A 23,593-nucleotide genomic window follows, 5' to 3' on the forward strand; every position below is an offset into this window, starting at 1 on the left:
AGTGGCCACAAAGGAGATCACCCGGCATGTCCCCCCACTCCCTGCGCACCGCCGCCGTAGGCGCCGCTGCCGCCCTCGCCCTGACCGCGTGCGGCAGCGAGTCCGCCGACACCGACAAGGCGCCCGCCCCACAGGGCGTCGTCAGCAAGGCGACCGCCAAGAAGATCGCCGACCGCTACGAGAAGGTCAACAACAAGGCGAACGCGGCCCAGGACGAGAAGCTCCTCGCGACGGTCGAGGGCGGCCAGGTCTACGCGATGGACAAGGCCGTCTACACCCTCTTCGACACCTGGCCGAAGAAGGACCAGAAGGACTACGCCAAGCCCTTCTCCTACACGGACCGCACCTACGTGATCCCGAAGAAGGGCGCGGGCGACTGGTTCGCCGTCCAGGCCAAGTCCAGCGTGAACGACGAGGAAAGAGTGCTCCTGGTCTTCGACAAGGTCGACGGCACCTACAAGATGGTGCTGTCCCTCTGGGCCGCCGCGGCGGACATCCCCAAGCCGGCCCTCGACAAGGACGGGCTCGCCGAGGCCGTCGACCCCGGCACCAAGATCGGCGGACTGGCCCCCACCGACATACGCGCCGCCTACGCGGACTACCTCGAAACCGGCGGCAAGAAGAAGGGCAAGTCCCTGACCTCCACGCAGCCCGTCGAGAACGCCAAGAAGACCTACCAGCGCAGCAGCACCAAGGGCGCGGCCGAGGGCAAGGCCACCGAGAAGTTCTTCGCCAAGGCCCCCGCCGACCCGAGCGTCTACGCCCTGCGCACAGCCGACGGCGGCGTCCTCGCCCTGGTCCCCCTCGCCCACAAGCAGGAATCCCTGCTCAAGGAGTCCTACCGCTCCATCGCGAGCCTCGTCCCCAACGACGAGCAGGCCGCCCTGGGCGCCACCAGCGGCCCCCTGATCACCGACACCTTCGAGGGCCAGGGCCTGGCCGAACTGACCCCGAAGGCCGCCCGCCTCACCAACGTCGACTTCCAGCACGTGGACGCGCGCTAGGCGGGACCACGACGCGCCCGCACCCGCGTACGGCGAGAAGGGGACGTGTCGGGGGGTGTCCGCCCGCAGCGGTTGGCGCGTCAACGCCGGTCAGTCGGTATGAAACTCAATCGCGCCGTTCCGAGGACGGACACCCCCCGGCGCGGCCCCGACCCACCACCCACGGCGTAGGCGCTACGCGCACCCCCACCGAAGCAGCCACAGGCCGCCGCAGGCATCCGGCCCCCGCCCCGGCTCCCGGCTACGCTGCGAGGCATGACACCAGCCGCCCCCACCCCCGCCTACCGGCGCCTCAGCGTCGAGGAACGCCGCAGCCAACTGCTCACCTCCGCGCTGTCGCTCTTCGCGCACCGCGCCCCGGAGGACGTCTCCCTGGACGACGTGGCGGAGGCGGCGGGGGTGTCACGCCCCCTGGTGTACCGCTACTTCCCCGGCGGCAAGCAGCAGCTCTACGAGGCCGCCCTCCGCTCCGCCGCCGACGAGCTCCGGACCTGCTTCGACGAACCCCGAGAGGGCCCCCTCCTCCCCCGCCTGTCCCGCGCCCTCGACCGCTACCTCACGTTCGTCGACCAGCACGACGCCGGCTTCAGCGCCCTCCTCCAGGGTGGCAGCGTCGTGGAGACCTCACGGACCACCGCCATCGTCGACGGCGTCCGCCGCGCCGCCGCCGAGCACATCGTCAGGCACCTGGAGGTCACCACCCCCGGCCCCCGCCTGCGCATGACCATCCGCATGTGGATCACGGCCGTGGAGGCATCGAGCCTCATCTGGCTCGACGAGGACAAGCAGCCCCCCGCCGAGGACCTCCGCGACTGGCTCGTCGAGCAGTTCGTGGCCATGCTGTCGGTGACCGCCCGCCGTGACCCGCAGACCGACGCCCTGGTCCAGGCGCTCGCCGAGGATGTCTGACACTGATCTGGTGAAGAGCGAAGACACCCCCTTCGAGGGCGGCCCCATGGACGGCAGGGTCCTGCCCGTCCTGCTCGGCATCACCGGCCACCCGCCCAAGACGTACCGCATCCCCGTCCCGGACCCGGCCGGCGGCCCGCCCACGGTGCTCGCCTACCGCCGTGTCCCCCGCGGCCCGGGCAAGGTCGGCCTGACCAACCGCTGGAAGTACGAGTACGCCCCGGAGGGCGTCCCGCCCCGGCGGCTCACATGGCCCTGGTCGAAGCCACACGCCACGCCGCCCGGCAAACGGGACGACGCCGACGGGTGACCCTGTTGCGCCGAATCGCGCAGGCCTACCGCACAGACCGTCCCACACCCCTCATCCTCACGATGTCCGGTGGCCGAAGGGCCGCCCCCGCATCGGAGGTGATGGCATGTCAGGAACCCTTCTGCGTCTGGCCTGTACGGCGGCGATGGCAGCAGCAACCCTCGCACCCACCCCCGCCACAGCAGCCCCGGACCCAACTCCCACCCCCACACCCACATCCACCGCCGCCCCCGGACCACCCCCCGCCTCCCTCGCCTACCTCCTGACGGACCTTCAGCAGCTCTACCGCAAGGCCGAACAGGCCACCGAGGCCTACAACGCCACCGAGGAGAAGCTGAAGAAGCAGCGCACGGAGACCGACCGCCTGAACCACGCCCTGGCCCGCGCCCGGCTCTCCCTGCACGACAGCCGGAGCGAGGTCGGCCGCCTGGCCAGGCAGCAGTACCAGAGCAGCACGGACATCTCCCCGTACGTACACCTGCTCCTGGCCCGCGATCCCCAGCACGCGATCGACCAGGGCCATGTGATCGGAAGGATCGCCCGGGAACGGGCCGCCACCATCAACCGCCTGACCGGCGCCGAGCGAAAGGCCGACGACCTGGCCCGCAAGGCCCGCAAGGCCCTCGACCAACAGCTCACCCTCACCGAACGGCGAAAGAAGGAACAGGACCAGGTCGTCAAACGCCTGCACGACGTGGAGGACCTCCTCGCCTCCCTCAGCCGCGACCAGCTCGCCGCCCTCTCCGCGTTCGAGACGAGCGGGATCACCAAGGCCCAGAAGAAGTTCATGGCGTCCGGCGCGCTCAGCAGCGCCCGCAGACCGTCGGCGGAGGGCGATCGAGCCCTGCGCTACGTGGTCGGGCAGCTCGGCAAGCCGTACGAGTGGGGCGCGGAGGGCCCGAAGTCGTACGACTGCTCGGGCCTGACCTCGCAGGCGTGGGCCGAGGCCGGGGCGCCCATCCCCAGGACCAGCCAGGAGCAGTGGAAGCGGCTGAAGCGGATCCCGCTCGCCGAGCTGCGCCCGGGGGACCTGGTCGTGTACTTCCCGGAGGCCACGCATGTGGCGCTGTACCTCGGCGACGGCATGGTCGTCCAGGCCCCCCGTCCGGGCGCGAAGGTGAAGGTGTCACCGATCGCGGCCAACCCGCTCCTGGGCGCCGTGCGCCCGGACCCGTCCGGGAAGCCCCTGCGGCGGTACGCGCCGCCGAAGCTCCCCAAGGGCGCCACGGACGGGTCGGACAGCGGCTACGACGGTTACGCCGCGCCCGCGCCGGACAGCTCGGCGAGGTAGGCGCCCGTCTTCTCCGGGTCGTAGAAGAAGTTCTCGAAGTCGGACGGGTCGTTGAAGCCGTTGGCGAAGCGGTCGGCGGCCGGCTGGAGCTCGCCGGCGGCGCCGATCAGGTTCAGGATGTGCTCCGGCGGCGGCGCGAGCATCGCGTTGGTCCACTTGGTGACGTGCTGGGCGGTGTCCCAGTAGCGGTCGAAGGCCGACCGCATCCACTCCTCGTCGAACGGCTTGTCACCGTGCTCGACGATCGCGGACAGGTACGCGGCGGCGCACTTGGACGCCGAGTTGGAGCCCTGGCCGGTGATCGGGTCGTTCGCCACGACGACGTCCGCCACACCCAGCACGAGTCCGCCGCCAGGGAGGCGGCCGATGGGGTTGCGGACGGTGGGGGCGTAACGGCCGGCCAGCGCGCCGCCCGCGTCGGTCAGCTCGACCTTGGTGGCCCGCGCGTACTCCCAGGGGACGTACCGCTCCATGAGTTCCAGGGTCAGGGAGAGGTGCTCCGCGGGGTCCTTGACGCCGCCGAAGGCGTCGAGCGGGCCGCCGGGTATGCCCTCCCAGAACAGGATGTCGGCACGGCCGGAGGTCGTCAGAGTCGGCATGACGAACAGTTCGCCGACGCCCGGCACGAGGTTGCAGCGGACCCCTTCGGTGTCCGGGTGCTCGGGGCGCGGGCCGAGGCCGTGGACGTACGACACGGCCAGTGCGCGCTGCGGCTCGCTGTAGGGGGAGCGCTCGGCGTCCCGGCCGAACATCTGCACGAGCTCGCCCTTGCCGGCCGCGACGAGGACCAGGTCGTACGTGCGGGAGAAGTAGTCGAGGTCGCCGACGGCCGCGCCGTGGATGACGAGTTGTCCGCCGCGCTGTGCGAACGTCTCCATCCAGCCGGCCATCTTCACGCGCTGGTCGACCGACTGCGCGTACCCGTCGAGCCTGCCCAGCCAGTCGATGGCACGCGCCGCGGGACCCTCGGCCCAGGAGCCGGGGGCGGCGACCGAGACGCCGAGTCCCTGGATCTTCGGGGCCTGGGACTCCCAGAAGTTCAGCTGGAGATCGCGCTCGTGCTGCAGTGCCGTGTGGAACATGCACTGCGTCGACATGACCCGGCCCGTGCGGATCTCGTCCGCCGTCCGGTTGGACATCAGGGTGACCTCGTACCCCTGCGACTGGAGGCCGAGAGCGATCTGGAGCCCGGACTGACCGGCTCCGACGACGAGTATCTTCCGCATGCGGGGCTGTCCTCTACTCGGGGGTTTCGTCGAGCGCGTGGCCCACCAGGGCCAGGAGGGTCTCGATCACGGAGATCCGGCGACGCGCGTCCATGATCATGACAGGTATGTGTCGCGGGATGGTCAAGGCCTCCCGCACATCCTCCGGCTCGAACAGCTCGCTCTCGTCGAAGTGGTTCACCGCGACCACGTACGGCAGCCCGGAGCTCTCGAAGTAGTCCAGTACCGGGAAGCAGTCCTTCAGCCGGCGGGTGTCGGCCAGGACGACTGCGCCGATCGCACCGCGCACGATGTCGTCCCACATGAACCAGAACCGCTGCTGGCCCGGCGTGCCGAACAGGTAGAGCACCAGGTCGTCGTCGAGCGTGAGGCGCCCGAAGTCCATGGCCACGGTGGTGGTGCTCTTGCCCGGTGTGGCGGTGAGGTCGTCGGTGGCCTCGCTCGCCTCGGTCATCAGCGCCTCGGTCTGCAGAGGCGTGATCTCCGAGACGGCGGTGACCAGGGTGGTCTTGCCCACGCCGAAGCCGCCCGCCACCACGATCTTCGTGGCGATGGGTGCGCGGGTGCGGTCCGTCTCCCAGGCGTGCATGCTCGCGTCGGGCTGGACGAACGGGGAAGTTGCGGAGACGCCGTGAGCGGCGTCAGAGACGACGGAGTCCACTCAGCACCCTTTCCAGCAGAGCCCGGTCCGGGCGGCCCGTGCCGTGGCCGGTTCCCGTGCCGTACACACGAATCTTTCCCTGGTCCGCGAGGTCGCTGAGGAGCACGCGGACCACGCCGAGCGGCATCTTCAGCAGCGCGGCGATCTCGGCCACCGTACGCATCCGGCGGCACAGTTCGACGATGGCCTGGAGCTCCGGCATCACCCGGGTGGAGAGGGAGCCGTTCGTCAGCTCCTTGCGCTCCTCCGGGGCCTCCAGCGCGGCCGTGCTCGCCACGAACGTCTCCACCAGGAGGACGTGGCCGAAGCGGGTGCGGCCGCCGGTGAGCGAGTAGGGGCGGACCCGGGCGGGTTTGCGGTCACCGCCGCGGACCGGGAGGTGATGCTTCGGCGTACTGCTCATCGGGCACTCCCCGTCGTCTGGGACCGCTCCAGGGAACTACGGAGCTCGCTGCGGAGTTCGGGCGTCAGGACATGGCCGGCGCGGCCGACGAACAGGGCCATGTGGTACGCCACCACGCTCATGTCGCATTCCGCGGAGCCGTGGACGCCGAGCAGCGAGCCGTCGCTGATCGACATCACGAACAGGCTGCCCTCGTCCATCGCGACCATGGTGTGCCGGACCCCGCCGAAGTCCATCAGCTTGGCGGCGCCGACGGTGAGGCTGCCGATGCCGGAGACGATGGTGGCCAGGTCGGCGGCCGAGCCGCGCGGGCCGGTCCGCTTGGTGCCGCGGGCCTGCAGGGCTTCCCTGGCCTGCCGGTTGCGGTGGTCGTCGGAGGAGAGCAGGAGCAGTCCGTCGGAGGAGACGACCGCGACCGACTGGATGCCGGGTACCTCCTCGACGAGGTTGGTCAGCAGCCAGTGCAGGTTGCGGGCCTCACTGCTCAGCCCGATCAGTCCGAAGGTACTGGGAGCGGTCAACTGCTTGCCTCCTCGGCTGTGCCCCCCGTGGCTTCTTCGGATACAGCTGGTCCTGATGTGCCGGTGACCGGCCGCTTGTGCGAGGCCGTCTGCTCGGCGATCTCCGCCTCCACCTCGCGGTAGCCGGCCTGGGCACCCTGGCGGAAGCCGCCGAGCCGGCGGCGGAGGGCCTCGGCGTCCACGGAGCCGCTGCGCTGGCGCGGGGCGGTGGTCTGGGCGGTGACCTTCGGGGTGCGCTTGGGGAGGCCCTTGTCGGTGACACGCTCGTGCTCCACGTCGGCCTCGGCTTCGCCGTCGGCGCTGTCGTGCCCACCCGCACCCCCCGTGCGGGTTTCCTGGTCCTGTGCCTGCGGCCCCTGCGGGGCGAAATCGCCGTCGGCGGCCGCGGATTCGTGCTGCGTCGGCTCCGGGTCCGGCTGCGGCGCCGGGAGCAGCAGCTCCATCGTGGTCTCTGCAGGGGTTTCCGGCGGTGCCACCGGTACGTCCGGTACGTCCGCCGCCGTCGGCTCCGGGTGCTCGGCAACCTCTGCGTTGGGCTCCGGGTGCTCGGCTGCCTCGTCCCGCCGTACCGCCTTCTCCGCCAGTGCCACCAAGGGGTCCCCGCCGCCGGCGCGGCCGTGCAGGACGTTGGAGTTGGCCTCGGCGTCGGCGCCCGGGAAGGAGACGGTGTGGGTCGTGCCGGAGAGCGGGCCGGAGGCCGGGACGGCGGTGTGCGGGGCGGCAGCGAAGAGGTTGCGGGGCAGGACGACGACCGCCGCGACACCGCCCTGCTTCTGCTCACGCAACTGCACGCGCACCCCGTGCCGGTGGGCGAGGCGGGCCACGACGTACAGGCCGAGGCCGAGACCGTCCTCGCCCTCCTGGTCGTAGGGCGCCTCGGGGTCGAAGTCGGCGAGGCGGGAGTTGAGGCGCTCCAGCCGGTCCTCGGTCATGCCGATGCCCTCGTCCTGGACGGAGAGCATGACCTCGCCGTTCTCCAGCAGCCAGCCGGAGACCTCGACGGGCAGGTCGGGCGGGGAGAACGAGGTGGCGTTCTCCATGAGTTCGGCCAGCAGGTGGGAGAGGTCGTCCGCGGCGAATCCGGCTATGTGCGCGTGCGGCGGCAGCGCGGCGATACGGACCCGCTCGTACCGCTCGATCTCGCTCACCGCGGCACGGACGATGTCCACGAGCGGGACGGGCCCGGCGGCGTGCTGGACGTGCTCGGTGCCGGCGAGGACCAGGAGGTTCTCGCTGTGCCGGCGCATGACCGTCGCGAAGTGGTCGAGCTTGAAGAGGGTCGCGAGCCGGTCCGGGTCCTGCTCGCGCTCCTCCAGGTTCTCGATGACGGCCAGTTGCCGCTCGACCAGTCCGAGGGTGCGCAGCGCGAGGTTGACGAACGTACCGCCGATGGCCGTGCGCACCCGCTCGAGCTGGGCGACGGACTCGGCGAGTTCGCCGCGCAGTTCCTCGCGCGCGTCGGCCATCTTCTGGCGCTGGCCGACGAGGTGCTTGCGGTCGGACTCCAGCGTGGTGATCCGCTCGGTGAGGCCGGCCGCGTGCGCGTGCAGGGCGTTGACGGAGCGGACGACCTGGGCGAACTCGTCGTTGCGGCCGGTGAACTTCACCGGCTCCTCGGCCGCCGGGTCCTCGGCCTCGGCGAGGCGCTTCGAGCCCAGCCGCAGGACCGCCAGGGGCCGGGTGAGGCTGCGGGCCATGCCCGTGGCGACGCCGACGGCGAGCAGCATGAGGGCGCCGAGGACGGCGATGCGGATCTCCAGCGCGGTGACGTCGTCGTCGCGCAGCGCCTCGAGGTCCTTGGTGCTCCGGTCGTAGAGGGCGGACTCCACGCCGCGCATCAGGTCGACCCGGGCCGAGAGGGCCGCGTCCAGCCGCTTGGTGTTGACGGAGAGCTCGTCCCCGGACAGCGTCGGCTGGCCGGTGAGGGCGGCGAGGTACTTCTCGGCGGAGTTGACCTCGGTGCCGGTGACCGTGGAGTCGAAGGAGGTGCGGGACTCCTTGGGCGCGGTGTCGCGGAAGTCGGCCAGCGCCGCGTCGGAGCGCAGCCGGGCCTGCTGGGCGGCGGCGCTCAGGGCGTCGCGCTGCCGGGTGCCGGCGTCGGAGGAGTTCTCGGCCGGCAGGCCCGTGACGGGGTCGGTGACCGTCTCGCCGCGCGGCACGCTGAGGGCGGCGAGCAGCAGCCCGCGGGCCGCGGCGGCCTGCTGGACGGCGGAGTCCAGCTCGGCCCGGGCGTAGGCGCCGGCGCCCGCACGGGGCGGCGTCTGCTGCGCCAGTCGTTCCGCGAGCCGGTGGAGTTGGGTGATGGAGGTGGAGTACGCCTGGTGCGCTTCGAGGGCGCTGCTCTTGCCGGTGAGCGCGGCCCGCCGGACGGCCGCGATGTCGTCGAGGTCCGAACGGAGCGAGGCGGGTGTGTCGGTGTCGGCCCGCAACTCCTCGACCTGCCGGTCCACGCGGGCGCTGCGCTGCTCGGAGGGGGCCTTGGACTTGGGGCGGCCGGCCGCTATGTAGGAGGTGACGTCGTCCCGCTCGTCGGCGAGGGAGTGCGCGAGCCCGAGGGCGTCCTGCGTCTGCTCGGCGAGCGTCACCAGTTCCTGGGAGTCGTGCAGTTGCCCGGAGGCCGCCAGGACGGACGGGGTGCCGGCACCGGCGATGGCCGCGGCGACGACGGCCACGGCGACGATGAGCCGGTTGCGTACATGCGTGGGGCGGCCCTTGCCGGTGGGGGGCGTCGGCTCAGCGCCCTGAGCGGGGGCCGTCTGCTTGCCTGTACGACGAGGCCGCGTCTTCTGCACCGGTGCTCGCATTCCTGACTCGTGAACCCATGGGCCCGGGTGACGTTCCGTCAACTGGCGCGTACTCCCGGTACATTTCCCGACCCTCCCAGCGCCGGTGGGCAGCGCACGCGCATCACCTGACCCGCCACCCGAAGGAGTGAACCCCGGACGAGAGTTGAGGGGCAAGTTCCGCTGGCCCTTGCAGCGGCCGTGCGCGGCACGCCGGTTGGACGCCGGAGGCGGGCGGTGGCAGTATTCGCCACCACGCCTTCCCGGAACAAATCATTCCATCCCAAAACAGGCGTCTGACCTGCGTTGCGGCAGTGATCTCGCAACCATTGCCAGCCTTTTGCGACCCTTGTGAAGGGCTCGTGCAGACTGGCTGGATGCGTACTGAACTCGCCTCGGAGCCGGGAGACGCCGACCGCCCCAACGAGGACTTCGCCAGTGTCGGACTACCGGCCTCCGGACAGGGCGGTTCGGTCGTCGTCCTGGACGGCGTCACGCCACCGAAGGACGGGACGGGCTGTCTGCATTCCGTCCCCTGGTTCACCGCACGCCTCGGCGGAGCTCTGACCGAACTGACCGTTTCACTCCCGGATGCTCCCCTGGTCGACGCCTTGTCCCGCGCCATCGCGCGTACCTCCGAGGCGCACGCCGCAACCTGTGACCTTTCTCACCCCAGGACTCCGCAGGCCACGGTGGTGATCGCCCGCTGGACCCCGGCCACGGTGGAGTACCTGGTGCTCTCGGACTCCGCGCTTCTGCTGGAGTCCCCCGACGGCGTGGTGACGCCCGTCCTCGACGACCGCCTCTCCCTCCTCCCCCGGTCGGCCCTGGCCACGGACGCGCTGGTGGACTCCACGGTCCGCAACAAGGAGGGCGGCTTCTTCACCGCGGCCGCCGACCCCTCGGTGGCCGCGCGGGCGGTGACCGGCACCGTGCCCCGCCACGAGGTACGCGCCCTGGCCGCCCTCACGGACGGCGCCGGCCGCTGGGTGGAGCGGTTCGAGGAGGGCGACTGGACGGACTGCTTCCACCTCCTGCGCAAGGAGGGACCCCAGGCGCTGGTGGACCGCGTTCGGGCGCTGGAGCGGGGGGACTCCGCCAGGACGTTCCTGGGCCGGAGCAAGACGCATGACGACGCGACGGTGGTCTTCGTCGAGTTCTAGGCGCGGGGCCGGGGCCCGGGTGCCGTGGTCACTTCTCCATGCCGCGGTTGAGCTGGTGCAGCAGCCGGGCCAGTTCCGTGACCTCGTGGGTGTCCCAGTCGGCCAGGCGGCCGGCGTAGCGGGCGCGGCGGGCCTCCCGCACCCGGCGGACACGGTCGTGGCCCTCCTGGGTGAGGGCGACGAGCCAGGCGCGTCCGTCGGCGGGGTCGGGCTCGCGCGCGACCAGTCCCAGTTCCTCCAGGGCGCGCAGCTGGCGGGACATGGTGGCCTTGCCGACGCCGATGTAGCCGGCGAGCTCGGTGGCCCGCTGGTTGCCGCACTCGTCGAGCCGGACGAGGAGCCCGTACGCGGAGGACTCCAGGTCGGGGTGGACCTCGCGGGCCATCTCGCCCTGGTTGGCCCGAGCACGCCGCAGCAGCACGGTCAGCTCACGCTCCAGCGCGAGGAAGGCGGGCTGGTCCACACCGCTCGCGGCCAGCGCGGATTCGCCTCCCGGCCCGTCGCCGTTCCCGTTGTCCTGCACGTCAGCCCCTGCCTCGGTTCTCGCCCCGTACTGGAATTTTCCGTCACCTGCCGTCATCACCGCAGTTCGGCAAGTATTCCGCAGGTCACGGCGTACTCGTACACAGGGCCGCCACACGGTGAAGGCCCGGGCCTCCCTCACGAGAGCCCGGGCCTCCTTTATCCGGCCGCGCCCGTCACGCCGCGACCGGAACCTCCGGCGTCGCCCCGTTCGTCGCGGGCGCGAGCGCCAGCTCCAGGACCTGGCGGACGTCGGTCACGGCGTGGACGTCGAGCCGGTCCAGCACCTCGGCCGGGACGTCGTCCAGGTCGGGTTCGTTGCGCTTGGGGATGATCACGGTGGTCACCCCGGCGCGGTGCGCGGCCAGCAGCTTCTGCTTCACGCCGCCGATCGGCAGGACCCGCCCGGTCAGCGAGACCTCGCCGGTCATCGCCACGTCCGTGCGGACCAGCCGCCCGGACAGCAGGGACGCGAGGGCCGTGGTCATCGTGATGCCGGCGCTGGGGCCGTCCTTGGGGACCGCGCCCGCCGGGAAGTGGATGTGCACGCCCCGGTCCTTGAGATCGGCCACCGGCAGTTCGAGCTCGGCGCCTCGCGAGCGCAGGAAGCTCAGCGCGATCTGCGCGGACTCCTTCATCACGTCACCGAGCTGGCCGGTCAGGGTCAGCCCGGCCGCGCCCGTCTCCGGGTCGGCCAGCGACGCCTCCACGAACAGCACGTCACCGCCCGCTCCCGTCACCGCGAGCCCGGTCGCCACACCCGGCACCGACGTCCGCCGCTCCGCCGGGTCCTGCGCGGACTCGGGCACGTGGTGCGGCCGGCCGATCAGTGCGCGCAGATCCCCGTCCGTGACGGTGTACGGCAGCTTCCGCTCGCCCAGTTCGTGCTGGGCCGCGACCTTGCGCAGCAGCCGTGCGACGGAGCGCTCCAGATTCCGGACGCCCGCCTCGCGGGTGTACTCACCGGCGAGCTTGCGCAGCGCGCCCTCGTCGACGGTCACCTCGTCGGCGCCGAGCCCGGCCCGCTCCAGCTGGCGCGGCAGCAGGTGGTCGCGGGCGATGACGACCTTCTCGTCCTCGGTGTAGCCGTCCAGGCGGACGATCTCCATCCGGTCGGCCAGCGCCTCCGGGATGGCCTCCAGGACGTTGGCGGTGGCCAGGAAGACCACGTCCGACAGGTCGAGCTCCACCTCCAGGTAGTGGTCCCGGAAGGTGTGGTTCTGCGCCGGGTCGAGGACTTCGAGGAGGGCGGCGGCCGGGTCGCCCCGGAAGTCCGAGCCCACCTTGTCGATCTCGTCGAGCAGCACGACCGGGTTCATCGACCCGGCCTCCTTGATGGCCCGGACGACCCGGCCGGGCAGCGCGCCCACGTACGTACGCCGGTGACCGCGGATCTCGGCCTCGTCGCGCACACCGCCGAGGGCGACGCGCACGAACTTGCGGCCCATGGCGTGGGCGACGGACTCGCCGAGGCTGGTCTTGCCGACGCCGGGCGGTCCCACGAGCGCGAGCACGGCGCCGCCGCGCCGCCCGCCGACCACGCCGAGGCCCCGGTCGGTACGCCGCTTGCGCACCGCGAGGTATTCGGTGATCCGCTCCTTCACGTCCTCGAGGCCCGCGTGCTCGGCGTCGAGGACGGCTTGGGCGCCCTGGATGTCGTAGGCGTCCTCGGTGCGCTCGTTCCACGGCATCTCCAGGACCGTGTCGAGCCAGGTGCGGATCCAGGAGCCCTCGGGGGACTGGTCGGAGGACCGCTCCAGCTTGTCGACCTCCTTGAGGGCGGCCTCGCGGACGTGTCCGGGCAGGTCGGCGGCCTCCACACGGGCGCGGTAGTCGTCGGACTCCTCACCGTCCTGCTCGCCGTTCAGCTCGCGCAGCTCCTTGCGGACGGCTTCCAGCTGACGCCGCAGCAGGAACTCGCGCTGCTGCTTGTCGACGCCCTCCTGGACGTCCTTGGCGATGGACTCGGCCACGTCCTGCTCGGCGAGGTGGTCGCGCAACTGCTGGGTGGCGAGCTTCAGCCGGGCCACCGGGTCGGTGGTCTCCAGCAGTTCGATCTTCTGGTCGGTGGTCAGGAACGGTGAGTAGCCGGAGTTGTCGGCGAGCGCCGGGACGTCGTCGATGGCCTGGACCCGGTCGACGACCTGCCACGCTCCGCGACCCCGCAGCCATGCGGTGGCGAGGGCCTTGTATTCCTTCACCAGTTCGGCGACCTGGCCGGGCAGCGGCTCCGGGACGGTCTCCTCGAGACGGGTGCCCTCGACCCAGAGGGCGGCACCGGGGCCCGTGGTCCCCGCCCCGATACGCACCCGGTCCCGGCCTCGGATCAGCGCGCCCGGGTCGCCGTCGGCGAGCCTGCCGACCTGTTCGACGGTGCCGAGGACACCGGTGTTCGCGTAGGTCCCGTCGATCCGCGGCACCAGGAGTACCCGGGGCTTCCCCGGCGTTGACCTGGCAGCGGCCTGAGCGGCCTCCACCGCGGCACGGACCTCGGAGTCGCTCAGATCCAGCGGGACCACCATTCCGGGCAGCACGACCTCACCGTCGAGCGGCAGCACGGGCAGGGTGAGCGGTGTGAACGCCTTGGACTCAGCAGCCATGATCTCCCCTTCGGCAGTCAAGTTGAGCTATGCCGACTCAATGCACGGGAGCCGCCGGATGTTCCCCCACCGCCGTTCGCTGTGAGCGATCACTTGTGACACGAGAGAAGGCCGGGCGCGTAAGGTCACTCCCGTAATAGATAAAGGGCATCAGTGACTATTACTTGGGGGGCGGCGTGGAAGCGACCGTGCGGGCATGGGTGGACGGATGGGTCGTGTCGCGCGGGGCGGCTCCACCGGTGGCCGAGCCCTGGGGCTGCACGATCGACGTGGGGGCGTTCGGCCACGTCACACGCCATGTGTTCGGCGCGACGGGCGGGAATCTCGACGAGTCGACCGTGCGCAAGGTGGCCGGCGACGTGACCGGGGACGCGGTCTGGCTGAAGGCGTTCCAGGATCCTTCGGTGGTCGCCGGCTGGCTGGACGAGAGCTGGTGGATCGACCCCGAGCCCGGCTATCTGATGACGGTTCCCCTGACGGCGGACGACGTTCCGGACGTGCCCGACGGCTACCGGCTGCGGACCTGGTCACGCGGCGGGGTCACGCGCGTCCTGGTCGCCGCGCCGGACGGCTCCCTCGCGGCGCGCGGCCAGATCGCCCCGACGGGCGCGACCGCCGTCGCCGACCAGATAGAGACGGCACCCGGGCATCGCCGCAGAGGGCTCGGCAGCCTCGTCATGCGGACCCTGCAGAACGCCGCCTTCCAGCAGGGGGCACGCACCGGCGTCCTGTCCGGGACCCCTGCGGGACGAGGGCTCTACGAGGCACTGGGCTGGGAGGCGACGGCACTGCTGACCAGTGCCAGGCACGACGTCACGCCGGCCTGACGAGCCTCGCTCTCAGCTCCCGGCACGGGCGCGCTTCGCGCCCCACCGCCGCAGCACCGGCCAGGTCGCGATGCCGATGGCCAGGGCGATCAGATGGCCCCAGTTCGTCATCGGGTCGGTGAAGGCGAGGAGGTCCTGGAGCAGCATCCCGCCGAAGACGGCCAGCAGGGGCACGCGCAGCCAGGGGGAGAGCAGACCGGCCAGGGCGCCGGTGCCGGCCGCGACACCGAAGCTGACGCCGTAGTCGAGCCGGTGCAGCGAACTGTCGGGGAGATGCCCGGCCAGCACCGCCAGCCCCACCGGGACCTCGGTCGCCAGAGTGGCGAGGACATGCCCGAGCAGGAAGACACCGGCCGTGCGCAGGCCGCCGATCCGCCGCTCCAGGGCGGTCAGCACCAGCACGAACCCGATCGTGAACGGCGAGGCCACCCCGCCCGCGACCCACAGCGCGCTGCCGATCAGCACCAGCTCCGGCGTCCGCACCAGATGCGCCACATCGGTGCTGGAGCCTTGGAGCAGGGCGTGCACCAGCGCGGGGTCCGCGTAGGCGGAGATCAGCGAGGTGACACAGAGGACGACCGCGTACCCGAAGGTGAAGGGCGTGCCGGTGGGCGTGGGCACCAACCGCCAGGGCCGCAGCGGCACCCGGAGCCGCGGCTCCCGCACCGGGAGGGATTCCCGTACGCCCGCGTCCACGCTCTCCCGCGGGCCCCGCTGCCGGGGAACCCCGTCCAGCAGCCCCGGCGTATCGGAGACGGGCGCGCCCGTCGGCGCCGTCACAGCCGTCTCGTCGGGCGGCGCGGTGCGTTCCGCCACGGGCGCTCCTTCCGTCAGGCCCCAGCCTTCGCGTACACCTACCCCACTGTCTGTGACCGGCGCCACGCGAGAGGCGATTCACAGCAACCCGAGAGCCGCGCACGGCGTCCGCCGCACCCGCTCCACGCCGCACACCGCGTCCAAGCCGCCACTCCGCACCGCCCCCGCCTCCGCCGCACACGACGTCCGCCGCACCACTCCCTGCCGCACACCCGCCCGCCGCGCCCCCTGCCGCACACCTCGTCCGCCGCACCCGCTCCACGCCGCACACCGCGTCCAAGCCGCCACTCCGCACCGCCCCCGCCTCCGCCGCACACGACGTCCGCCGCACCACTCCCTGCCGCACACCCGCCCGCCGCGCCCCCTGCCGCACACCTCGTCCGCCGCACCCGCTCCACGCCGCACACCGCGTCCAAGCCGCCACTCCGCACCGCCCCCGCCTCCGCCGCACACGACGTCCGCCGCACCACTCCCTGCCGCACACCCGCCCGCCGCACCACTCCCTGCCGCACACCTCGTCCGCCGCGCCCGCTCCGTAATGCTTGGCGCCCGGCACCCCGCACCTGCCAGGATGTTCCGATGCCCACCTCGAACGACCTTCCCGATGTACTGGACCGTCGCGAGGGCCCGCACGGCGAGGTCGTGCTGCGGCGGCACGGAGACCGGCTGGAGATCATCGCCAACGGCTGTTTCCTGATGGACACCTCCGACGGCCGCTCGGAGCGGCGGCTGGTCGACGCGGCCCTGGACGCGCTGGAGGGCCGGGACCGTCCGGACGTGCTGATCGGCGGGCTCGGCGTCGGCTTCTCCCTGGCCCACGCGGCGGCGGACCCCCGTTGGGGAGGGATCGCGGTCGTGGAACGCGAGCATGCGATCGTCGAATGGCACCTCGACGGCCCGCTCTCCGTGTTCTCCGCCGAGGCTCTGGCCGACCCTCGCGCGAAAATCGTCGAAGCCGATCTCGTGACCTACGTCAATGAGACATCCGACACGTTCGACGCCCTGTGTCTCGACATCGACAACGGCCCCGGCTGGACTGTCACGGAGGGCAACGGAAATCTCTACTCGCAGGCCGGACTGGCAAGCTGCGCGCGGGTGTTGAGACCCGGTGGGGTACTCGCCGTCTGGTCCGCCCAGCCCTCTCCGGAATTCGAAGAAACCTTGCGGAATGCCGGGTTCCAGCGGGTGCGTACCGAAGAGATCCCGGTTGCCCGGGGCGTTCCCGACGTCGTGCACCTCGGCATCCGCCCTGGATAGCAAAGGCGTGCTGACTCCCCGTACGCTGCTCCTCTGACGCCGATCATTCAAGCGTCAATCGCAACCATGCGCAGGCACAGCCAGTCAGAAGGAATCACCCCACTGATTCCGGAAAGCACACCCCAGGGGCGGGCGATGGAGCAGACACAGACCTCCCACAACGGTTCGGCGACGGCCAGCCCGGGTGCACAGCGCCGGGTTCTCGTCGTCGAGGACGACGCCACGATCGTGGACGCCATCGCGACCCGCCTGCGCGCCGAGGGGTTCCTCGTGCAAACGGCGGGCGACGGTCCGGCGGCGGTCGACACGGCCGAGGCCTGGCAGCCCGACCTGCTGATCCTCGACATCATGCTGCCCGGCTTCGACGGTCTGGAGGTCTGCCGGCGTGTGCAGGCCGCCCGGCCGGTGCCGGTGATGATGCTCACCGCGCGCGACGACGAGACCGACATGCTGGTCGGTCTGGGCGTCGGCGCCGACGACTACATGACGAAGCCGTTCTCGATGCGGGAGCTGGCGGCGCGTGTGCACGTGCTGCTGCGCCGTGTGGAGCGGGCCGCGCTGGCCGCAGCGACGCCGCGCAGCGGCATCCTGCGCCTCGGCGAGCTGGAGATCGACCACGCGCAGCGGCGCGTGCGGGTGCGCAGTGAGGATGTTCACCTCACCCCGACCGAGTTCGACCTGCTGGTCTGTCTGGCGAACACCCCGCGCGCGGTGCTCTCGCGCGAGCAGCTGCTCGCCGAGGTCTGGGACTGGGCGGACGCCTCCGGCACCCGGACCGTCGACAGCCACATCAAGGCGCTGCGCCGGAAGATCGGCGCCGAGCGGATCCGCACCGTGCACGGTGTGGGCTACGCCCTGGAGACCCCGACGCCATGAGCGGCGGGCCGGCCGCACGGAGAAACCCCGGGGAGCCGGAACCCTGGGGCGGGGTGAGCCCGTTCTCGATCAAGACCAAGCTGGGCGCGCTGGTCGTCATCTCGGTGCTGATCACCACAGGCCTTTCGGTGATCGCGGTGCACACGAAGACGGAGCTGCGCTTCATCACGGTCTTCTCGATGATCGCCACGCTCCTCATTACGCAGTTCGTGGCCCATTCGCTCACCGCGCCGCTGGACGAGATGACCGCTGTGGCCCGCTCCATCTCACAGGGCGACTACACCCGCCGGGTGCGGGACAACCGCCGTGACGAGCTGGGCGACCTTGCGGTGACGATCAACGCCATGGCCGACGAGCTGGAGGCCCAGGACCGCCAGCGCAAGGAGCTGGTGGCGAATGTCTCGCACGAGCTGCGCACGCCCATCGCGGGGCTGCGCGCGGTGCTGGAGAACATCGTCGACGGCGTCACCCAGGCCGACCCGGAGACGATGCGCACGGCCCTGAAGCAGACCGAGCGGCTCGGCCGGCTGGTGGAGACGCTGCTGGACCTGTCCCGCCTGGACAACGGCGTCGTACCGCTGAAACAGCGGCGCTTCGAGGTGTGGCCGTATCTGTCGGGCGTGCTGAAGGAGGCCAACATGGTCGCCTCCGTGCGCGCGGGCATCGCCACCGGCTCGGGCAGTCACACCCGTACGGACGTCCATCTGCACCTCGACGTCTCCCCGCCGGAGCTGACCGCGCACGCCGACCCGGAGCGCATCCACCAGGTCGTGGCCAACCTCATCGACAACGCGGTCAAGCACAGCCCGCCGCACGGCCGGGTGACGGTCAAGGCGCGGCGCGGGGCGCTGCCGGAGTCGCTGGAGCTGGAGGTCCTGGACGAGGGACCCGGCATTCCGAAGTCCGAGTGGCACCGGGTGTTCGAGCGGTTCAACCGCGGCAGCGCCAAGCGGCCGCAGGGCCCGGGCAGCGACGGCGGCACAGGTCTCGGCCTCGCCATCGCCCGCTGGGCGGTGGATCTGCACGGCGGTCGGATCGGAGTGGCCGAATCCGAGCGAGGTTGCCGGATTCTTGTCACTCTTCCAGGGCTTCCCTCTCTGCCAAGTTGACGTAAAGTTCGAAGCGGAGCCTCAAGATCCACGGGCGTCCGCGCTGACGGACACGTGTGATCAGGCACAGACCCGCGCCGTCGGCGCCCCGGGTGCCGCTCCCCCCTTCCCTCCCTAAGCGGAACCACGCTTGTTTCCCGCCATTTCAAGCCCTGAAACACTCTTCAAAGTGTGACTTGCGTGACGTTGAACGGGCCCGGCCTGACCTTCACGGTCCGGGAGGCGTAGCCTTGATTCCCGCTGTCCATCATCTTGTGAAGCGGAAGAGGGCGGTTGCCGCCGTGTCGCCACAGTCCCCCAGTAACTCGAGCATCTCGACCGACACCGACCAAGCGGGGAAGAACCCTGCCGCGTCGTTCGGTGCCAACGAGTGGCTCGTCGACGAGATCTATCAGCAGTACCTCCAGGACCCGAACTCGGTAGACCGAGCCTGGTGGGACTTCTTCGCCGACTACAAGCCAGGGGCGGCCGCCGCCTCGGCTCCGGCGGGTACCGCGGCCGCGGGGGCCGCGGGCACCACCACCGCACAGCCTGCGGCCCAGGCCGCCCCCGCACAGGCCGCGGCCCCCGCCCCGGCGGCCGAGAAGCCCGCCGCCGCGCCGGCTCCCTCGGCTCCGGCCCAGGCGAAGCCCGCCGCGCAGGCCCCGGCCCAGACCGCCGCCCCGGCGAAGGCCGCTCCGGCCCCCGCCAAGCCGGCCGCCGCGAAGCCGAAGGCCGAGCCCGCCGCCGAGGCCCCCTCGGGCCCCGAGCAGGTCGTGCTGCGCGGCCCCGCCGCCGCCGTCGCGAAGAACATGAACGCCTCGCTGGAGGTGCCCACGGCCACGTCCGTGCGCGCCGTCCCGGTGAAGCTGCTCTTCGACAACCGCATCGTCATCAACAACCACCTGAAGCGCGCCCGGGGCGGGAAGATCTCCTTCACGCACCTGATCGGCTACGCGATGGTGCAGGCCATCAAGGCCATGCCGTCGATGAACTACTCCTTCGTGGAGAAGGACGGCAAGCCGACCCTGGTCAAGCCGGAGCACGTCAACTTCGGCCTCGCCATCGACCTGGTCAAGCCCAACGGCGACCGCCAGCTCGTGGTCGCGGGCATCAAGAAGGCCGAGACGCTGAACTTCTTCGAGTTCTGGCAGGCCTACGAGGACATCGTCCGCCGTGCTCGCGACGGCAAGCTCGGCATGGACGACTTCACCGGCGTGACGGTCTCCCTGACCAACCCCGGCGGCCTCGGCACCGTCCACTCCGTGCCGCGGCTGATGCCCGGCCAGTCGGTGATCATGGGCGTCGGCTCCATGGACTACCCGGCGGAGTTCCAGGGCACGTCCCAGGACACCCTGAACAAGCTCGGCATCTCGAAGGTCATGACGCTCACGTCGACCTACGACCACCGGGTCATCCAGGGCGCCGCCTCCGGCGAGTTCCTGCGGATCGTCGCGAACCTCCTCCTCGGTGAGAACGGCTTCTACGACGACATCTTCGAGGCGCTGCGCATCCCCTACGAGCCGGTCCGCTGGCTCAAGGACATCGACGCCAGCCACGACGACGACGTCACGAAGGCCGCCCGCGTCTTCGAGCTGATCCACTCCTACCGGGTCCGCGGCCACGTCATGGCCGACACCGACCCGCTGGAGTACCAGCAGCGCAAGCACCCCGACCTCGACATCACCGAGCACGGGCTCACCCTGTGGGACCTGGAGCGCGAGTTCGCCGTCGGCGGCTTCTCCGGCAAGTCCCTGATGAAGCTGCGCGACATCCTCGGTGTGCTGCGCGACTCGTACTGCCGCACCACCGGCGTCGAGTTCATGCACATCCAGGACCCGAAGCAGCGCCGGTGGATCCAGGACCGGATCGAGCGCGCGCACACCAAGCCGGAGCGCGAGGAGCAGCTGCGCATCCTGCGCCGGCTGAACGCCGCCGAGGCCTTCGAGACCTTCCTGCAGACGAAGTACGTCGGCCAGAAGCGGTTCTCCCTGGAGGGCGGCGAGTCCGTCATCCCGCTGCTGGACGCGGTCCTCGACAGCGCGGCGGAGTCCCGTCTCGACGAGGTCGTCGTCGGCATGGCCCACCGCGGCCGGCTGAACGTCCTGGCGAACATCGTCGGCAAGTCGTACGCGCAGATCTTCCGCGAGTTCGAGGGCAACCTCGACCCGAAGTCGATGCACGGCTCCGGCGACGTGAAGTACCACCTGGGCGCCGAGGGCACCTTCACCGGCCTGGACGGCGAGCAGATCAAGGTCTCGCTCACCGCCAACCCCTCGCACCTGGAGGCGGTGGACCCGGTCCTGGAGGGCGTCTCGCGCGCCAAGCAGGACATCATCAACAAGGGCGGCACCGACTTCACGGTCCTGCCGGTGGCGATCCACGGCGACGCGGCCTTCGCGGGCCAGGGCGTGGTGGCCGAGACCCTGAACATGTCGCAGCTGCGCGGCTACCGCACCGGCGGCACGGTCCACATCGTCATCAACAACCAGGTCGGCTTCACCGCGGCCCCCGAGTCCTCGCGTTCCTCCATGTACGCGACGGACGTGGCCCGCATGATCGAGGCCCCGATCTTCCATGTGAACGGCGACGACCCCGAGGCCGTCGTGCGCGTCGCGCGGCTGGCCTTCGAGTTCCGCCAGGCGTTCAACAAGGACGTGGTGATCGACCTCATCTGCTACCGCCGCCGCGGTCACAACGAGTCGGACAACCCGGCCTTCACCCAGCCGCTGATGTACGACCTGATCGACAAGAAGCGCTCGGTGCGCAAGCTCTACACCGAGTCCCTCATCGGTCGCGGCGACATCACCCTGGAAGAGGCCGAGCAGGCGCTGCAGGACTACCAGGGCCAGCTCGAGAAGGTCTTCACGGAGGTCCGCGAGGCCACCTCGCAGCCGGCCGCCGCGGAGCCCAGCGACCCGCAGGCCGAGTTCCCGGTCGCCGTGAACACCGCGGTCACCTCGGAGGTCGTCAAGCGGATCGCCGAGTCCCAGGTCAACATCCCCGACCACATCACCGTCCACCCGCGTCTGCTGCCGCAGCTGCAGCGCCGGGCGGCGATGGTCGAGGACGGCACCATCGACTGGGGCATGGGCGAGACCCTCGCCATCGGCTCCCTCCTGCTGGAGGGCGTCCCGGTCCGCCTGGCGGGCCAGGACTCGCAGCGCGGTACGTTCGGCCAGCGCCACGCGGTCATCATCGACCGCAGCACCGGCGAGGAGTACACGCCGCTGCAGTACCTCTCCGAGGACCAGGCGCGGCTGAACGTCTACAACTCCCTCCTCTCCGAGTACGCGGCGATGGGCTTCGAGTACGGCTACTCGCTGGCCCGCCCCGAGGCGCTCGTGATGTGGGAGGCGCAGTTCGGCGACTTCGTCAACGGCGCCCAGACGGTCGTGGACGAGTTCATCTCGTCGGCCGAGCAGAAGTGGGCCCAGACGTCCGGCGTCGTCCTGCTCCTGCCGCACGGCTACGAGGGCCAGGGCCCGGACCACTCCTCGGCCCGCCCAGAGCGCTTCCTCCAGATGTGCGCCCAGAACAACATGACGGTCGCCACGCCGACGTCGCCGTCGAACTACTTCCACCTCCTGCGGTGGCAGGTGCACAACCCGCACCACAAGCCGCTGGTGGTCTTCACGCCGAAGTCGATGCTGCGCCTGAAGGCGGCGGCGGCTCAGGCGGAGGAGTTCACGACGGGCCAGTTCCAGCCGGTCATCGGCGACGCGTCGGTCGACCCGGCCGCGGTCAAGAAGGTCGTCTTCTGCGCCGGCAAGGTCTACTACGACCTGGAGGCCGAGCGTCAGAAGCGCGGCGTCACGGACACGGCGATCATCCGCATCGAGCGCCTGTACCCGCTGCCGGGTGCCGAGCTCCAGGCGGAGATCAAGAAGTACCCGAACGCCGAGAAGTACCTGTGGGCCCAGGAGGAGCCGGCGAACCAGGGTGCCTGGCCGTTCATCGCGCTCAACCTGATCGACCACCTGGACCTGGCGGTCGGCGCCGACGTCCCGCACGGCGAGCGCCTGCGCCGCATCTCGCGCCCGCACAGCTCGTCCCCGGCGGTCGGTTCCGCGAAGCGGCACCAGGCCGAGCAGGAGCAGTTGGTGCGTGAGGTGTTCGAGGCGTAAGCACCCTCGCGCGTCGCATGTGACCGGGCCGCATCCCCGCTACGGGGGTGCGGCCCGGCCGTGTGTGCGCACCTATCCTTGACGGCATGTACTTCACGGACCGTGGCATCGAGGAACTGGAGAAGCGGCGCGGCGAGGAGGAGGTCACCTTCGAGTGGCTCGCCGAGCAACTGCGGACGTTCGTCGACCTGAACCCCGACTTCGAGGTGCCGGTGGAGCGCCTGGCGACCTGGCTGGCACGGCTGGACGACGAGGACGACGAGTAGGGATCCGCCGGCTCCGGGCGGCCTTTCAGGGTGTCAGTCGCGTGGATACATGAGGCCGTACGCCAGTCCCAGCGTGCCGTTGGCCAGAAGCAGCCCTCCGGCCGCGGCCCAGCCCCCGCTGCGCCGCCGTAGCGCCCAGGCCAGGAGCGGTACGCCCGCCGCCACCTGAGCGAGTGCCAGGGCGCGGGCCCTGGGGTCGCCGGTCCAGGGCATCCAGGGGCCGAGGCGGCTGTGAGCAGCCGCGCGGCGTTCGCCGACGGCCTCGCGCCCGCCCGGCCATGCGACCGGGAGGCTGTCCGGCAGGAGCGCGGCGGCTGCCCGGAGGCGGTCGGCGGGCTCGCCGAGGGCGAGTTCGGGAGGCGGCGAGACGCCCACGCGCGCAAGGACCGCCAGCAGGCCGCGCAGCCGGGCGCGGGCGTCGGCGGCGGTGTCGGCCTTCGCCAGTCGCTCGAGGGCCTGGACGTCCAGGACGGGATCGAGGCCCACGCGCGCGGCGAAGGTGCGCATCGCCTCGTCCTCCCCCACCGGGACGCCGCTCGCGAGCCAGACGAAGCCGACCGGGCGGCGGAAACCGGACGCCAGCAGGAAACCCGCGTGGTCGGCGTCCCACCACAGGGCGAGCACGGGCCAGGGCGCCCCGACGGCGAGGGCCGTGGCCCAGCCGCTGATCACCCGGTCGACGGGCTCGCCGCCGTCCCGCCAGGGCCCGCCCTCCGGGACGAGCACGCTCCATTCATCGCCCGCGCGGACGACCTGCATGGGCTCACGCAGCAGGTGGGCGACGGGAGCGACGGCCCCGGGCACCGCCCGGCACAGCAGCAGCGCGCCAGGGGCGGAACCCTCGGGACCGGTACGGCCAGCTTCCGTCGACATGGTCACACGCTAGGGCGAATCGCTCACCTTTGAACACTTTTGCCCGCCCTGCCATCCCCAGAACGAGTGC

At 71.3% G+C, this 23,593-nt stretch carries 20 protein-coding genes; 11 read left to right on the forward strand and 9 right to left on the reverse strand.

Features of this window, described 5'->3' with window-relative positions:
- Positions 1-26 precede the first annotated feature (26 nt).
- The 4 genes from KJK29_RS11110 (at position 27) to KJK29_RS11125 (ending at position 3,514) form a co-directional block, all read left to right on the forward strand.
- Positions 27-1,004, forward strand: coding sequence for a hypothetical protein (locus KJK29_RS11110; RefSeq protein WP_215118550.1), 978 nt, complete (start codon positions 27-29; stop codon positions 1,002-1,004).
- A gap of 255 nt (positions 1,005-1,259) precedes the next feature.
- Positions 1,260-1,913 (forward strand): TetR/AcrR family transcriptional regulator, encoded by a 654-nt coding sequence (locus tag KJK29_RS11115; RefSeq protein ID WP_215118551.1) that lies wholly within the window; start codon positions 1,260-1,262, stop codon positions 1,911-1,913.
- Positions 1,914-1,923: 10 nt separating this feature from the next.
- Positions 1,924-2,223: a hypothetical protein gene (locus KJK29_RS11120; protein WP_251057759.1), complete on the forward strand. Its 300-nt coding sequence runs from the start codon at positions 1,924-1,926 to the stop codon at positions 2,221-2,223.
- A 106-nt stretch (positions 2,224-2,329) separates the two neighbouring features.
- Positions 2,330-3,514 (forward strand): C40 family peptidase, encoded by a 1,185-nt coding sequence (locus tag KJK29_RS11125; RefSeq protein ID WP_215118553.1) that lies wholly within the window; start codon positions 2,330-2,332, stop codon positions 3,512-3,514.
- Here KJK29_RS11125 and KJK29_RS11130 read toward each other — a convergent pair.
- The 5 genes from KJK29_RS11130 to KJK29_RS11150 are packed head-to-tail and all read right to left on the reverse strand — an operon-like array spanning position 3,478 to position 9,117.
- The gene (locus KJK29_RS11130; protein ID WP_215118554.1) at positions 3,478-4,740 is read right to left on the reverse strand and encodes a styrene monooxygenase/indole monooxygenase family protein; all 1,263 of its coding nucleotides are present in this window, start codon (positions 4,738-4,740) and stop codon (positions 3,478-3,480) included. The genes KJK29_RS11125 and KJK29_RS11130 overlap by 37 nt on opposite strands.
- A gap of 13 nt (positions 4,741-4,753) precedes the next feature.
- Positions 4,754-5,401 carry a GTP-binding protein gene (locus KJK29_RS11135; protein ID WP_215118555.1) on the reverse strand — a complete coding sequence of 216 codons (648 nt, stop codon included), beginning with the start codon at positions 5,399-5,401 and terminating at the stop codon, positions 4,754-4,756.
- Positions 5,382-5,804 carry a DUF742 domain-containing protein gene (locus tag KJK29_RS11140; RefSeq protein WP_215118556.1) on the reverse strand — a complete coding sequence of 141 codons (423 nt, stop codon included), beginning with the start codon at positions 5,802-5,804 and terminating at the stop codon, positions 5,382-5,384. Before KJK29_RS11140 ends, KJK29_RS11135 begins: the two co-directional genes overlap by 20 nt.
- On the reverse strand, positions 5,801-6,325 hold the full coding sequence (locus tag KJK29_RS11145) for a roadblock/LC7 domain-containing protein (protein WP_215118557.1): 525 nt from the start codon (positions 6,323-6,325) through the stop codon (positions 5,801-5,803). Before KJK29_RS11145 ends, KJK29_RS11140 begins: the two co-directional genes overlap by 4 nt.
- Positions 6,322-9,117, reverse strand: coding sequence for a nitrate- and nitrite sensing domain-containing protein (locus KJK29_RS11150; RefSeq protein ID WP_251057760.1), 2,796 nt, complete (start codon positions 9,115-9,117; stop codon positions 6,322-6,324). The genes KJK29_RS11145 and KJK29_RS11150 overlap by 4 nt, the downstream gene beginning before the upstream one ends.
- Positions 9,118-9,485: 368 nt before the next feature.
- Here KJK29_RS11150 and KJK29_RS11155 point away from each other — a divergent pair, with 368 nt between their 5' ends.
- On the forward strand, positions 9,486-10,271 hold the full coding sequence (locus tag KJK29_RS11155; RefSeq protein ID WP_215118559.1) for a protein phosphatase 2C domain-containing protein: 786 nt from the start codon (positions 9,486-9,488) through the stop codon (positions 10,269-10,271).
- A 28-nt stretch (positions 10,272-10,299) separates the two neighbouring features.
- Here KJK29_RS11155 and KJK29_RS11160 read toward each other — a convergent pair whose 3' ends face one another.
- Both KJK29_RS11160 and lon read right to left on the reverse strand, forming a co-directional pair.
- Entirely contained in the window at positions 10,300-10,794 is a 495-nt protein-coding gene (locus KJK29_RS11160) for a MarR family winged helix-turn-helix transcriptional regulator (protein WP_215118560.1), read from the reverse strand.
- 175 nt (positions 10,795-10,969) lie between these two features.
- Positions 10,970-13,393 carry an endopeptidase La gene (lon, locus tag KJK29_RS11165; RefSeq protein WP_215118561.1) on the reverse strand — a complete coding sequence of 808 codons (2,424 nt, stop codon included), beginning with the start codon at positions 13,391-13,393 and terminating at the stop codon, positions 10,970-10,972.
- A 176-nt stretch (positions 13,394-13,569) separates the two neighbouring features.
- On the opposite strand from lon, the gene KJK29_RS11170 reads away from it, so the two are divergent.
- The gene (locus tag KJK29_RS11170) at positions 13,570-14,220 is read left to right on the forward strand and encodes a GNAT family N-acetyltransferase (protein WP_215118562.1); all 651 of its coding nucleotides are present in this window, start codon (positions 13,570-13,572) and stop codon (positions 14,218-14,220) included.
- Positions 14,221-14,232: 12 nt separating this feature from the next.
- Here the strand turns inward: KJK29_RS11170 and KJK29_RS11175 are convergent, their stop codons facing one another.
- On the reverse strand, positions 14,233-15,036 hold the full coding sequence (locus KJK29_RS11175) for a rhomboid-like protein (RefSeq protein ID WP_215118563.1): 804 nt from the start codon (positions 15,034-15,036) through the stop codon (positions 14,233-14,235).
- 579 nt (positions 15,037-15,615) lie between these two features.
- Between KJK29_RS11175 and KJK29_RS11180 the strand changes: the two genes are divergently transcribed.
- The 5 genes from KJK29_RS11180 to KJK29_RS11200 all read left to right on the forward strand — a co-directional run bounded on the left by KJK29_RS11180 (position 15,616) and on the right by KJK29_RS11200 (position 22,650).
- Positions 15,616-16,293 carry a spermidine synthase family protein gene (locus tag KJK29_RS11180; protein ID WP_215118564.1) on the forward strand — a complete coding sequence of 226 codons (678 nt, stop codon included), beginning with the start codon at positions 15,616-15,618 and terminating at the stop codon, positions 16,291-16,293.
- A gap of 135 nt (positions 16,294-16,428) precedes the next feature.
- On the forward strand, positions 16,429-17,169 hold the full coding sequence (locus tag KJK29_RS11185; protein ID WP_215118565.1) for a response regulator transcription factor: 741 nt from the start codon (positions 16,429-16,431) through the stop codon (positions 17,167-17,169).
- Positions 17,166-18,278, forward strand: coding sequence for a HAMP domain-containing sensor histidine kinase (locus tag KJK29_RS11190; protein ID WP_215118566.1), 1,113 nt, complete (start codon positions 17,166-17,168; stop codon positions 18,276-18,278). The genes KJK29_RS11185 and KJK29_RS11190 overlap by 4 nt, the downstream gene beginning before the upstream one ends.
- 281 nt (positions 18,279-18,559) lie before the next feature.
- A complete protein-coding gene (locus KJK29_RS11195) occupies positions 18,560-22,384 on the forward strand; it encodes a multifunctional oxoglutarate decarboxylase/oxoglutarate dehydrogenase thiamine pyrophosphate-binding subunit/dihydrolipoyllysine-residue succinyltransferase subunit (RefSeq protein WP_215118567.1) in 3,825 nt (1,274 codons plus the stop codon).
- Positions 22,385-22,470: 86 nt separating this feature from the next.
- Positions 22,471-22,650, forward strand: a complete 180-nt coding sequence (locus KJK29_RS11200) for a DUF6104 family protein (RefSeq protein WP_003992906.1) — start codon at positions 22,471-22,473, stop codon at positions 22,648-22,650.
- A 33-nt stretch (positions 22,651-22,683) separates the two neighbouring features.
- Here KJK29_RS11200 and KJK29_RS11205 read toward each other — a convergent pair whose 3' ends face one another.
- Positions 22,684-23,523 carry a hypothetical protein gene (locus tag KJK29_RS11205; protein WP_215118568.1) on the reverse strand — a complete coding sequence of 280 codons (840 nt, stop codon included), beginning with the start codon at positions 23,521-23,523 and terminating at the stop codon, positions 22,684-22,686.
- Positions 23,524-23,593 lie beyond the last annotated feature (70 nt).

It is taken from the genome of Streptomyces koelreuteriae (assembly GCF_018604545.1).
GTDB lineage: Bacteria > Actinomycetota > Actinomycetes > Streptomycetales > Streptomycetaceae > Streptomyces > Streptomyces koelreuteriae.